Source organism: Agrobacterium vitis, from assembly GCF_037039395.1.
GTDB lineage: Bacteria > Pseudomonadota > Alphaproteobacteria > Rhizobiales > Rhizobiaceae > Allorhizobium > Allorhizobium vitis_E.
In genome coordinates this window covers 1,209,549-1,222,587 of record NZ_CP146242.1, presented here as the reverse complement: position 1 = coordinate 1,222,587, position 13,039 = coordinate 1,209,549, and the positions used below count along the sequence as shown (strand labels likewise).

General features: G+C 59.3%; 12 protein-coding genes. 7 read left to right on the top strand and 5 right to left on the bottom strand.

Annotated features, from left to right (window positions below; all coding sequences use genetic code 11):
- Window positions 1-244: 244 nt before the first annotated feature.
- Window positions 245-1,480, top strand: coding sequence for a flagellar hook protein FlgE (locus V6582_RS08355; RefSeq protein WP_156633007.1), 1,236 nt, complete (start codon window positions 245-247; stop codon window positions 1,478-1,480).
- Between the two features lie 249 nt (window positions 1,481-1,729).
- Here V6582_RS08355 and V6582_RS08350 read toward each other — a convergent pair whose 3' ends face one another.
- A complete protein-coding gene (locus tag V6582_RS08350; RefSeq protein WP_156633008.1) occupies window positions 1,730-2,608 on the bottom strand; it encodes an LOG family protein in 879 nt (292 codons plus the stop codon).
- Between the two features lie 266 nt (window positions 2,609-2,874).
- Between V6582_RS08350 and dapD the strand changes: the two genes are divergently transcribed.
- The 5 genes from dapD to V6582_RS08325 all read left to right on the top strand — a co-directional run bounded on the left by dapD (window position 2,875) and on the right by V6582_RS08325 (window position 7,673).
- Window positions 2,875-3,732: a 2,3,4,5-tetrahydropyridine-2,6-dicarboxylate N-succinyltransferase gene (gene dapD / locus V6582_RS08345; RefSeq protein ID WP_015914758.1), complete on the top strand. Its 858-nt coding sequence runs from the start codon at window positions 2,875-2,877 to the stop codon at window positions 3,730-3,732.
- Window positions 3,733-3,836: 104 nt separating this feature from the next.
- Window positions 3,837-5,051: a succinyl-diaminopimelate desuccinylase gene (gene dapE / locus V6582_RS08340; protein ID WP_156633009.1), complete on the top strand. Its 1,215-nt coding sequence runs from the start codon at window positions 3,837-3,839 to the stop codon at window positions 5,049-5,051.
- A complete protein-coding gene (locus V6582_RS08335; protein WP_156633010.1) occupies window positions 5,038-5,634 on the top strand; it encodes a hypothetical protein in 597 nt (198 codons plus the stop codon). Before dapE ends, V6582_RS08335 begins: the two co-directional genes overlap by 14 nt.
- 132 nt (window positions 5,635-5,766) lie before the next feature.
- Window positions 5,767-6,366, top strand: a complete 600-nt coding sequence (locus V6582_RS08330) for a DsbA family protein (protein ID WP_156633011.1) — start codon at window positions 5,767-5,769, stop codon at window positions 6,364-6,366.
- 8 nt (window positions 6,367-6,374) lie between these two features.
- The gene (locus V6582_RS08325) at window positions 6,375-7,673 is read left to right on the top strand and encodes a glycerate kinase type-2 family protein (protein ID WP_420360211.1); all 1,299 of its coding nucleotides are present in this window, start codon (window positions 6,375-6,377) and stop codon (window positions 7,671-7,673) included.
- Between the two features lie 10 nt (window positions 7,674-7,683).
- Here V6582_RS08325 and V6582_RS08320 read toward each other — a convergent pair whose 3' ends face one another.
- The 3 genes from V6582_RS08320 to V6582_RS08310 form a co-directional block, all read right to left on the bottom strand.
- Window positions 7,684-8,673 carry an Hsp33 family molecular chaperone gene (locus V6582_RS08320; RefSeq protein WP_156633012.1) on the bottom strand — a complete coding sequence of 330 codons (990 nt, stop codon included), beginning with the start codon at window positions 8,671-8,673 and terminating at the stop codon, window positions 7,684-7,686.
- A gap of 292 nt (window positions 8,674-8,965) precedes the next feature.
- Window positions 8,966-9,883 (bottom strand): ornithine carbamoyltransferase, encoded by a 918-nt coding sequence (gene argF / locus V6582_RS08315; RefSeq protein ID WP_156633013.1) that lies wholly within the window; start codon window positions 9,881-9,883, stop codon window positions 8,966-8,968.
- A gap of 15 nt (window positions 9,884-9,898) precedes the next feature.
- On the bottom strand, window positions 9,899-11,107 hold the full coding sequence (locus V6582_RS08310; protein ID WP_156616164.1) for an aspartate aminotransferase family protein: 1,209 nt from the start codon (window positions 11,105-11,107) through the stop codon (window positions 9,899-9,901).
- A gap of 440 nt (window positions 11,108-11,547) precedes the next feature.
- Between V6582_RS08310 and V6582_RS08305 the strand changes: the two genes are divergently transcribed.
- A complete protein-coding gene (locus tag V6582_RS08305) occupies window positions 11,548-12,099 on the top strand; it encodes a GcrA family cell cycle regulator (RefSeq protein WP_156633014.1) in 552 nt (183 codons plus the stop codon).
- 105 nt (window positions 12,100-12,204) lie between these two features.
- Here the strand turns inward: V6582_RS08305 and phoB are convergent, their stop codons facing one another.
- Window positions 12,205-12,888, bottom strand: coding sequence for a phosphate regulon transcriptional regulator PhoB (phoB, locus tag V6582_RS08300; protein ID WP_015914768.1), 684 nt, complete (start codon window positions 12,886-12,888; stop codon window positions 12,205-12,207).
- Between the last annotated feature and the right edge of the window lie 151 nt (window positions 12,889-13,039).

Below are 13,039 nucleotides of genomic sequence, written 5' to 3'. Positions count from 1 at the left end.
GCCCCCAATGGAGGGCAGGGCTGCCAGCCTTCTCCCATCGTTCCGTCTCCATTTCATTTCCCCGATTCGCCGGGCGCGCAGCTGCATTGCCAAGCATTCTCCAAGGGCGTTTCGACCCACGCGAATTCGCGGCTGAATTTAAAATAAGGAAATAAAATCAAACGAATAGAAAAGCCGTAAGCCTCGCACAAGTTTTTATAGACATCAATTTGCTACGACAACAATTATACAGAAAGACCGTTATATGTCTCTTGCATCTGCAATGAACTCATCGGTATCGGGGCTGACGGCGCAGTCCAATAAACTCACCTCCATCGGGGATAATATTTCCAATACGAGCACGACCGGCTACAAAGGCACGGAGACTGCGTTTTCGAGTTTGGTGAATGGCGGAACGAGTTCGACGACCACCCAAACGGTGACCCAGTCGGGCGATCTGGAATCGACCTCGTCGGAGACGGATCTGGCGATCGACGGCGACGGATATTTCGTTGTGCAAGATGATGAGGGCAATACATTCCTGACCCGCCAAGGCGACTTCGAAATCGACGAGGACGGTTATCTTGTGAACTCATCCGGCTACACGCTGCTGGGCTATTCCTATGACAATGGCGAACCGGCTTCTGTCATCAATGGTTTCGACGGTCTTGAACCGGTGAAAATCGACACCAACGAGGTCACGGCGTCGGCCACGACCACCGGCGAAGTCAGCGGCAATCTGGAAAGCGATGAAGAAGTCGTTTCTGGGGATACACCGTCTTCGAACTCGGCGGATGCTACCTACACGGCGAAGTCTTCGATCGTCACTTATGACGAGCAGGGTGCCTCCACCCAATACGACATCTATTTCACCAAGACCGATGACGATGAGTGGGAGGTTTCGATCTACCGCAATGACGAGGCTAATGACGATGATGACGGAACCAGCTTCCCCTATGACAATGGTGAGCTAGGCTCGACAACATTGACCTTCGATAGCGCAGGGGAGTTGGAAGACGGCAGCACGAGCACCCTGTCCTTCACCGATTCCGAGACAGGCCTTACGATTGATCTGGATTTTTCGGATATCACCCAGATGGCCACCTCCACCAGCATAGCGGGTAGCGCAAACGGCAGTGCTGCCAGCAGCTCGTCCGACTACACGATCGGCAGCGATGGCGTTATCAGCACCGTATCTTCCGACGGAACCACGACAGATACCTATAAGATCGCCCTTGCTACCGTTGCCAGCCCTGACAACCTGGAGGAGGTCGGCGGCACTGCCTATCAAGTGGATGCAGATTCCGGCACAGTGGTCGTCGGCTTTGCCGGCACAGGCAGCTTCGGCACCATCGAATCCAGCACGCTGGAAAGTTCAAACGTCGACCTGGCATCGGAGCTTTCGGACATGATCGCCGCCCAGCGTGCCTATAGCGCCAATTCCAAGGTGTTCCAGACGGCAGCCGACATGCTCGACACCGTGATCAACATGGTCCGGTAACGGATCGCAGGTCTATCGGCTGTCATCTCTGTGAACGCATGGAGAGATTATGCAGCAGATATAAAGTGTTACAGCGCCATGCGCCATATATGCGCATTGTACTGTAAGGGGAGCAAAGGAAAGGCCCATTCCTTTACCAGCGCGCCACGCTTGATCGCCATCGCTCATTCCGATGGCGGGTCCCGGAAAACCTGCCGTGTGCCCGCACGGCAGGTTTTTCGTTTTTGCCGGATCGGCCACCCCATACGGTCACGCGGTTTCAGCCGTTTCGATTTCATACCGCTGGGCGATGATATCCCAGGCCTCGTCAGCGGTTTCGACAAAACTCAACAGCTTGACATCGTCGGGTGCAATGGTTCCGAATTCCGCCAGGCTGTCAAAATCAATGATCCTGTGCCAGAACTCCCGACCGAACAGGATGAGCGGGATTGGCGCCATGCGCTTGGTCTGGATCAGCGTCACCGCCTCGAACATTTCGTCCAGCGTGCCGAAGCCGCCTGGAAAGACGACGATTGCCTTGGCCCGCATCAGGAAATGCATCTTGCGGATGGCGAAATAGTGGAAGTTGAAGGACAGGTCCGGCGTTACGAACGCATTGGGCGCCTGCTCATGCGGCAGCACGATATTCAAGCCGATCGATGGCGCGCCTACGTCGGCGGCGCCGCGGTTTCCGGCTTCCATCACACCCGGTCCGCCACCGGTGACGACCACATATTCCTGATAGTTGAACCGTGCCGCGTGTTGGCTGCATTGCCGGGCAAAGGCGCGGGCCTCGTCATAAAACACCGATGCGGCTTCGAGATTGCGCCGCTGTATGTCGTTGCGTGCTGCCCAGGCGGATTGGCCGGGTGCCGGAATGCGCGCGCCGCCAAACATTACCACGGTGGATTTGATGCCCCGTTCGGAGAGCACCATTTCGGTTTTCAGCAGTTCCAGTTGTAGGCGCACCGGGCGCAATTCTTCCCGGCACAGGAAATCTTCATCGGCATAGGCGAGACGATAGGAGGGCGACAAGGTCTGCGGCGTCTGCGGCACGATCCTGGCGTTCTGGCGGTCCGTCTGGTTATCCTTGAGTGGCGCCCAGCTGCCATCCGTCTTTCGCCGTTTTCCATTGCGCATCTTTGCCATCTTCGTACCTTTCATCTCTTGCCGCACTGCCGAATGATCCCTGTAATCGAGTGGGATTTATGACGGCGACGGCGCTTTCTGCCGACGTCCTTCTCGCATCCATACCGTAATCAAAGCGGCGGCGCTGCCTTGGAAAACATGCGTCGGAAAGGACGCTGAACGGTTCCCAAGGCCAAGCCAATGCGCTAGAGGAAATTACCAGTTTATCAACGCAGGACCGATGGCATCGGGACTTGACGTTAGCCAATGAAGTTTAAGGAATCCTCATGAGCGCTATGGACCTCTCCTCGCTACAGACTGTCATCGATACCGCTTTCGACAATCGCGACACCATTACCCTCTCGACCAAGGGCGAAGTGCGCGATGCTGTGGAGCAATCGCTTGCCCTGCTCGACCAGGGCAAGGTACGGGTTGCAACCCGTGGAGAGGATGGCCAATGGACCGTGCATCAATGGCTGAAAAAGGCTGTGCTGCTGTCCTTCCGCCTCAATGACATGGAAGTCGTCAAGGGCGGGCCGGGGGCTTCGACCTGGTGGGATAAGGTGCCGTCCAAATTCGAAGGCTGGGGCGAAAATCAGTTCCGTGCCGCCGGTTTCCGCGCCGTGCCCAATGCAGTGGTGCGTCACTCGGCCTTCATTGCCCCAAATGCCATTCTGATGCCGTCCTTTGTCAATCTCGGCGCTTATGTCGGCGAGGGCACCATGGTCGATACCTGGGCGACGGTGGGCTCCTGCGCCCAGATCGGCCGCCATGTGCATCTGTCGGGCGGCGTCGGCATTGGCGGCGTGCTGGAGCCGATGCAGGCCGGACCGACCATTATCGAGGACAATTGCTTCATCGGCGCACGCTCCGAAGTCGTGGAAGGCTGCATCATCCGCGAAGGCGCGGTGCTCGGCATGGGCGTCTATATCGGCAAATCCACCAAGATCATCGACCGCGCCACCGGGGAGGTGATGTATGGTGAAGTGCCGCCGTATTCCGTGGTTGTTGCAGGCTCCATGCCATCGCCCAACACCATGCCGAACGGCTTGCCGGCGCCCAGCCTCTATTGCGCCGTGATCGTCAAGCGCGTCGATGCCCAGACCCGCTCCAAGACCGGTATCAACGAGCTGCTGCGCGACTGATCCTGCTGCTATCCGGGGGCAGGTCACGGCGATCCTTGGCCGTTCTTGCCCCTTTCAGCCGCGATGGCGTCCATCCTCCCCCTTGCCTCGTTCTCAAGATCGATATGTCAAAGCATCCAGCCATTTCATCCGCCACAGATCCCGTCGACAATCTTCAGACCCTGATCCGCTGCCCCTCCGTGACGCCTGCCGAAGGCGGCGCGCTGACGGCGCTGGCCGCCATGCTGGAGCCGTTGGGCTTTACCGTGGAGCGGATGGTGGCGCGGGAAGAGGGCACTCCGGATATCGAGAATCTCTATGCCCGGCTGGGCACGGAAGGTCCGCATCTGATGTTTGCTGGGCATACTGATGTCGTACCCGTTGGCAATGAGGCGGACTGGACCTATCCGCCGTTTTCCGCCGAGATTGCCGGGGGTGAGCTTTACGGGCGTGGCGCAGTCGACATGAAGGGTGGCATCGCCTGCTTTGTCGCAGCCATTGCCCGCCATATTGAAAGCCATGGTGCGCCGAAAGGCTCGATCTCCTTCCTGATAACAGGGGATGAGGAAGGCCCGTCGATCAACGGCACCACCAAACTTCTGGAATGGGCCGCCGCCAAAGGCGAGCGCTGGGATGCTTGCCTGGTGGGCGAACCGACCAATCCCGACCAGCTTGGCGACATGATCAAGATCGGCCGGCGCGGCTCGCTTTCAGGCGAGATCATCGTCAAGGGCGTGCAGGGCCATGCTGCCTATCCGCATCTGGCCGACAATCCGGTGCGGGGCGTGATCAAGCTTGCGGAAGCGCTGATGTATCCGGCTTTCGATGCGGGAACGGAAAATTTCCAGCCTTCCAATCTGGAGGTCACGACGATTGATGTCGGCAATGCCGCCACCAATGTCATTGCGGCCCGTGCCCGTGCCAAATTCAATATCCGCTTTAACGATACCTGGACCGCCGAGACGCTCAGGGCCGAAATCATTGCCCGCCTGGATGCGGCCAGCGCCGACCCGCTGCTGCGACCGGGCCGCCCGCCGATTGCCTATGAGCTGGTCTGGGCCGACCGGCCAAGCCAGGTGTTCCTGACCCGTAACAACGCGCTGATCTCGTCCTTGAGTGCTGCCATCGAAAAAATGACCGGCAAAACGCCAGCCCTGTCGACAACAGGTGGCACGTCCGACGCCCGCTTCATCAAGGATTACTGCCCGGTGGTGGAATTCGGCCTTGTCGGCCAGACCATGCATATGGTCGATGAACGGGTCGCCGTCCCGGATCTGGAGGCGCTGACCGGCATATACGGCGCGTTTATCAGCAGCTGGTTTGCCCATGCCGGGGCTTAAAGAGGTCGAAATCTACCTGACCGGGATCTGGCTGTTGCTGAAAGGCGACCGCCAGGGTTTCAGCTATCTTGACCTGTCCGATCGGGGCGTCAGCCGCTCCTTCTGGTCCATCGCCTGGTCTTTGCCTGCCATGATGTTTTCATGGGTGTTCTGGTACCAGGCATTGCTGGAGGATATCCCGGTTTATCAGCAGATGCGGACCCTGTTTTTCCTGCGCATGTCGATGATCGATCTGGCGAGCTGGATGCTACCGCTGATTTTGGTTGGTTTCGTCTGCCGCTTCTTCTCGATTGACGACCGCTTCAACGCCCTGGTGGTGACATCCAACTGGCTGGCGCTGCCGATTGCCTATGCCAATGCGCTGCTGATCGCCATATCCGTCCTGATGCCCGGGCTCGGGCAGGTGGTAATCCTGCTCTGGCTGTTGCTCCTGCTTGGCCTGGTCGGTGGCGTGTTCCGGCTGACATCGGCGGTACTGGATGGCCAGACTTTGTTGGTCTCGACCATCACCGTGGTCATGCTGGTGCCGACAACCCTGCTGTCGGAATTCCTGGAACGCTATCTGGACGTCGCCCCGCTATAAAACCAGTTTTGATTGCCACGGCAAGTGCTTGCGATGTTCAGCGCTTGACCGATTGCTCTGCGCCGGACACGATAATTTTTATTCCGACCTGCAAGACCCATGATAGTTTGTGCTTACAATGGGGATTTTGTGATGATCAAACGCCGGACATTGGTTGCCGCTGCAGCCGCCTGCCTCGCCACGCCCGGTTTGCTGAGGGCCAAAGACCCCGGTCCGCAGGAGATTTTCTTCGATAAGGATATTCCCGTGCTGGGCAACCCAAAGGGCGATGTCACCATTGCCGAATTCTTCGATTATCAATGCGGCTACTGTAAAACCTATCACCCTGTTGTCAGCAAAGTGGTGAAGGAAGACGGTCATGTGCGGCTGGTGATGAAGGATTGGCCGGTCTTTGGTCCGGCCTCGGTTTTTGCCGCCCAGGCCGTTCTGGCCATTGCAAATCTTGGACAGTACCAGGCGGCGCAGGATGCCCTGCTGGGTATCAAGGGCGGATTGACGCAGGATTCCGTATCACAGGCGCTTGAAAGCGTTGGCGTCGATATGACCGCCGTCAAGGCTGCCGCCAACAAGAACAGCGACAAGATTTCTCGCCTGCTGGATCGCAACTGGCTCCAGGCGCAAGCGCTGAATTTTCGCGGCACGCCATCCTTCGTGATCGGCACGACGCTCTATCCCGGCGCGCTGGATGAAAAAGCGTTGAAGGAGGCGATTGCCAAGGCGAGGGCTGCATAAGTTTGGTGATGGCTCCTCTGACGCTTGCTCCCCGTTCCTTTCTGGCCTCACTGTTTGCGGCTGCCGTTGCGGCGGCCGATCCGCTGAGCGGTATCCGAACCCATTTGCCCGCAAGGCCGAAAGGCCGCACCGTGGTGGTCGGTGCAGGCAAAGGCGCTGCCCAGATGGCCGCTGCCCTGGAGACGCTGTGGGATGGCCCGCTGGAAGGCGTTATCGTTACCCGATACGGTTATGGCTGCCCGCTTGCCCGGCTGGAACTGCTGGAAGCGGCGCATCCGGTGCCCGATGCCAATGGCCTCGCTGCGGCTGAACGGCTGAAGCGCGCCATTGCTCCGCTTGGCCCGGATGATCTGGTGATTGCCCTGATCTGCGGTGGCGGCTCGGCCCTGTTGCCCGCTCCGCCCGCCGGGATGACCCTGGAAGACGAAATCGACCTCAACAGGCAATTGCTGGCCTGCGGCGCGCCGATCAGCGCGATGAACGTGGTGCGCAAACACCTGTCAACGATCAAGGGCGGGAGGTTGGCGGCCTTGACCAGAGCACCGGTCGTCAGCCTGATCGTTTCCGATATTCCCGGCGACAACCCGGCCCATGTCGCTTCCGGCCCGACCGTGCCGGATGCCTCGACCCGTCATCAGGCGCTGGAGATCATCCGCGCCTATGGTTTGCACCTGCCGCAGGCGGCATTGGATCACCTGAATTCTCCAGCCGCCGATGCACCCCGGCCGGACGATCCCGCTTTTGCCCGCAACCGGCATCATGTCATCGCTTCAGCCAGCGTCTCGCTGGAGGCAGCAGCGCTTGCCGCTGAAGCGGCTGGCGTGCGCGCTGCGATCCTATCCGACAGTATCGAGGGGGAGGCGCGCGATGTGGCTGGCGTTCATGCCGCGCTGGCCCGTGAAATTGCTGGAAAGGACCGGCCATTTCCCAAGCCAGTCGTATTGTTGTCCGGTGGCGAAACCACGGTCACCATCAAAAACGAGGGGGCGCAGGCCGCAGGGCGCGGCGGGCGCAACGGCGCTTTCGCGCTCGCCATGGCGCTGGGCATTGCTGGTCACGATATTGAGGCTGGTCACGGTATCGAGGTACTGGCCGCCGACACCGATGGCATTGATGGCACGGAAAACAATGCCGGTGCCTTTGCCGATGGCACCAGCATTGTCCGATTGAAACAACTGGGGCTGGATGGTGCGGCCCTGCTTGACGCCCATGACAGCTACAGCGCCTTTGAAGCGCTTGGCGATCTGTTCGAAACCGGCCCGACTGGCACGAATGTCAATGATTTTAGGGCAATCCTGATCCTTTGAGCGCCCGCAATCATGCGGGCGTCACTTCATCGGCCTCGTATTTATACGTGGTCGAGCAGAATTCGCAGGTCACGGAAATTTCGCCTTCTTCTTCGCTGGCGGCGATTTCCTCGGCGGTAAAGCCCTTGAGCACACCCTTGATCTTGTCGCGGGAACAGCTGCACCGATCATAGACGGCCTGCGGTTCATAAACGCGCACGCCGCGCTCATGGAAAAGCCGGAACAGCAGCCGTTCGGTGCCGATCTGCGGATCGGTCAGTTCGTCGCCGTCGATGGTTTCCACCAGCATCCGGGCTTCCGCCCAATTGTCATCATCGGGACCGTCATATTGATTGTCGTCGCCATCGCCGCCCGGCAGGTCGCCCTGATGCATGCGCTCCGGTGCCTCCGGCAGGAATTGCGCGATCAGCCCGCCAGCGCGCCAGCTATGGCGCGGCTTGCCGGAACTGTCGCGATCGAACAGCTCGGCCACGGCCAGCCGCACCCGTGTCGGGATCTGCTCCGACTGGCGAAAATAAAAACCGGCAATGTCTTCCAGCGAGGAGCCATCCAGCGGCACGATGCCCTGATAGGGCTGCATGTAATTGCCCTGATCGATGGTAAAGGCCAGGATGCCAGCGCCGAGCAGGTCGGTCGGTGTCGATTTGCCGTCCGCCAGTGCCTGCGCCAGACGTTCTTCGTCAAAGCGGGCATAGGCGCGGACATTTTCCGGAGTGGCGAAATCGCAAACCAGCAAATCCACCGGGCCATCGCTCTTGGTCTGGACGATGAACTTGCCTTCGAATTTCAGCGAGGTACCGATCAGCACCGTCAGCGCAATCGCCTCGGCCAGCAGGCGTGCAACAGCCGGTGGATAGTCATGCCGATCGAGGATCGTATTGAGCAAAGGCCCGAGCTGGACCGCACGGCCCCGCACATCCAGACCATCGACCTGGAAGGGTACGACCCGGTCGTCACCGGCAAAGCCGAACTCGCCCAACGCGCTCAATTTGTCTGTCATGGCACAACTCCTGGCACGAACGCATCCTTGGATGAATGCAGGGCAACGCCATGCATCTACCGCAAGGCGTTGCAATCTAAAACGACTGCATGACGATTATTTGGTCAAGGTGGGCTCACAGAGACCAGTCTGAACCGAGGAAAAGACCATGTCTCGAAACAAGACGGACAAATGGTATCTTACCGCCTCAAGATCAAGCGGTAAAATTGCGCATCAGCCATGCTCTCGCAATCTCGAGGGGCAGCGCATCCTGCAACCCCACTTTTCAAGGCTTTCAGCAGCCTGAAGACCTTCAAACCGCGCCAAAGCACCAGGCGAGAATGGACTTCTGGGCATGCAGCCGGTTTTCCGCCTCGTCGAACACGACCGATTGCGGCCCGTCGATCACTTCATCGGTCACTTCCTCACCGCGATGAGCGGGCAGGCAGTGCATGAACAATGCATCGGGCTTTGCCTGTTTCATCAGGGCGGGATTGACCTGGAAGGGCTGGAATACGTTATGGCCGCGTGCCTTGTGCTCCAGGTTCATCGATACCCAGGTATCGGTGATCACGGCATCGGCACCGGCCACGGCCCGGTCGGCATCATGGCAGAGCATGATCTCGCCGCCATTGTTGCGCGCCCAGTTGAGGATCTGGTCTTCCGGCTCAGAGCCCATTGGCACTGCCATGTTCATCCGGTAGCCGAAGCGGGCAGCCCCTTCCACCAGCGAATGCAGGACATTGTTGCCATCACCCGTCCAGGCCAGCGTCTTGCCCCGGATCGGGCCGCGATGTTCCTCGATGGTCATGATGTCAGCCATGATCTGGCAGGGATGGGTAAGGTCGGTCAGTGCATTGATCACCGGAACGGTGGCGTGTTCGGCCAGTTCCAGCAGGCGGTTGTGATCGGTGGTGCGGATCATGATCGCGTCGACATAGCGCGACAGAACCTTGGCGGTATCGCCAATCGTCTCGGCGCGGCCAAGCTGCATTTCCGTGCCGGACAAAAACAGCGTCTCGCCGCCCAGTTGGCGCATGCCGACATCGAAGGAGACGCGGGTGCGGGTCGATGGCTTTTCGAAGATCATCGCCAGCATCTTGCCGGCCAGCGGCTTATCCGCTGTTCCGGCCCGGGTCCTGGTCTTGCGCTGATGGGCGTCGGACAGAATAGAGTGAAGGTCCTCGGACGTCATGGCCGAGAGATCGAGGAAGTGTTTCGGGGATGCCATGGTGTTACCTGTCGTTCATGCCTGAGCGATTTTGAGGGCGGCCTGCGCGGACAAGGCCTCGGCGGCCTGTTCGATGCGCTTGAGGCCTTCTCGGGCCTGTTCGGCAGTCAGCGTCAGCGGCGGAAGCAGGCGGATGACGTTATCACCAGCCGGAACGCCCAGAATATGCTCGTGGCGCATTGCATGCAGCAGGTCCGAGGACGGCACGGCTGCCTTGATGCCGAGCATCAGGCCTTCGCCCCGCACGTCTTCGATCACGCCCGGAAAACGGTCTTTCAGACCGGCCAGACCCTGGCGGAAGACCAGCGCCACATCCCGGACATTTTGCAGGAAGTCATCGGCGAGAACCAGATCGAGAACGGCGTTGCCGACCGCCATGGCCAGCGGATTGCCGCCATAGGTCGTGCCATGCACGCCAGCCGTCATGCCGGACGCAGCCTCTTCTGTGGCAAGGCAGGCACCGAACGGGAAGCCACCGCCGATGCCCTTGGCCACCGCCATGATATCGGGCGTGAGGCCAGCCCATTCATGGGCAAAGAACTTGCCCGTCCGGCCAACACCCGACTGTACTTCATCGAGAATGAGCAGCAGGCCCTTTTCGTCGCAGATTGCCCGCAATTCGCGCAGGAACTCGGTCCCAACGACGCGAATACCGCCTTCGCCCTGGATCGGTTCGATCAGCAACGCTGCCGTGCTGTCGGTGATCGCCGCTTTCAAAGCGTCGAGATCGCCGAACGGCACCTGGTCGAAGCCGGGCGCCTTGGGGCCGAAGCCTTCAAGATATTTTTCCTGGCCGCCCGCCGCGATGGTGGCGATGGTGCGGCCATGAAAAGCACCCTCGAACGTGATGATATGGAATTTCTCCGGATGGCCTTTGCTATAATGGTAGCGGCGGGCCGTCTTGATGGCGCATTCCAGTGCTTCAGCACCGGAATTGGTGAAGAACACCTTGTCGGCAAATGTTGCCTCGACCAGCCTTGCTGCCAGGCGTTCCTGGCCGGGAACCTCATAAAGGTTCGAAAGATGCCAGACTTTTTCCGCCTGGCTTTTCAAAGCCTCGACGAGATGCGGATGCGAATGGCCGCAGGAGGTCACGGCGACGCCGCCGGCAAAGTCGAGATATTGCTCGCCTGTTTCAGTATAAAGCCACGGGCCCTCGCCTCGCTCGAAACGCAGCGGCGCACGTGAAAACGTGTTGAACAGCGGCGTTGATGTCTGAGCCATGACGGAAAATCCTTTCGAGCGGCTTTTTGAAGTCTGAACAATGTTGCGTGCCAACCACCGAAAAACCGGTGGAAAAATCAAAAATGCCGCCTTTCGGCGGCATTTGCACTATTCCGGCTTCCGCCAGCGTTGTCAACAAAACATCGGGGCAAAGGCGTTGCAACCGGATCGCACCGAGATGTCCTTGGAAACCCTCTCGAGGATGCCGCATCGATAAAAAATCGGTGGATAGCAAGTTGGGGAAAAGCCTGAAATTCGATTCACGATGATTCGGCGACTCTTGTCACGGAGTCAGGCTCACACTAGGTTAATGACGAATTACTACACTGCATGCGGCGGAAACAGTCACCGACAACACGAGGAAAGTTGGGTTCCGGAACCTTCCGGGACATGGATGATGGATTCCGCGTCAAGCGCGTGCACCAGGCGGAGATTGCGGCATGAACTGGACGGACGAGCGAGTTGAAAGACTCACGAAATTATGGGCCGAAGGCCTGAGCGCAAGTCAGATTGCGACACAGCTTGGCGGCGTCAGCCGGAATGCCGTGATTGGCAAGGTGCATCGGCTGTGCCTTCCTGGCCGCGCCAAGGCAGGCGGTCCTGCCGCGACGCCAGCGCGCACACCCAAGCGGCCGGCACCGTCCACGCCCCGCGCACCGAACTTTGCCGCACGCACGCCTTCGAGCGCGCCGCGTCCTGCAGCCCGCACCGCTGCGGCGACCGCGCTGAACGACGATCTCGACATGGATGTCACCGAGAACATGGCTGCCTTGCCGGTTCTCAACACCACCATCCTGCCAGCCTCGCGCCGCCTGTCGCTGACCGATCTCACCGAGCGGACCTGCAAATGGCCGGTTGGCGACCCGATGACCGATGAGTTTCACTTCTGCGGCTGCGACAGCCAGGACAATTCGCCCTATTGCAAATATCATGCGAAGCTCGCTTACCAGCCGGTAAACGAGCGGCGCCGGGCTGCCGCTAACGCGCGCTGATCTCGGCCCGTTGATCTCTGATCACATGTCATAAAAAAAGCGAGCCGCCCGGCTCGCTTTTTTCGTTCCACTGGGTTTTCGGTCCATAAAAACCGAGCGGCGATCTTATGCTTCCATCGAATAGCCAGCGCCGCGCACCGTGCGGATCACGTCCTGCATGTTGGAAAAGTTGAGCGCCTTGCGCAGCCGTCCGACATGGACATCGACTGTGCGCTCGTCCACGTAAATGTCATGGCCCCAGACGCCATCCAGCAGTTGAGAGCGGGAGAACACCCGGCCGGGTGAGGTCATCAGGAATTCCAGCAGCCGGAATTCGGTCGGCCCGAGGCGCACTTCGCGGCTCTTGCGATGGACACGGTGGGTTTCGCGATCAAGCTCAATATCGCCGCACCGCAGCAGGCTGGACAGAACTTCCGGCTTGGCACGGCGCAGCATAGCCTTGACGCGGGCCATCAATTCCGGCGTCGAGAAAGGCTTGACGACATAATCGTCGGCGCCGGTGGCAAGTCCACGCACCCGCTCACTCTCTTCGCCGCGCGCCGTCAGCATGATGATTGGCAGGCGCTCGGTATCGGGCCGCATCCGCAGGCGGCGACACAGTTCAATGCCGGAAACACCCGGCAACATCCAATCGAGGATCAGCAGATCCGGCACCCGTTCCTGCAGGCGAAGCTCGGCTTCGTCTCCCCGCAGAATGGTTTCGACCTCATAGCCTTCAGATTCCAGATTATAACGCAAAAGGACGCTCAGGGCTTCTTCGTCTTCAACGACGGCAATTTTCGGCAGCATTCGATCCCATACCTTCAATGAGAGAGTCTTCCCGCAAGCCTTTCCTTGTCCGCTCTGGCGAAAAAGAACACGGCAATACGAGAATTTCGATGTTTACAGCATGTTTGCGCTTCACAATGGCGCTCTACTGTGACTGGAAGGCTGGCCTGTC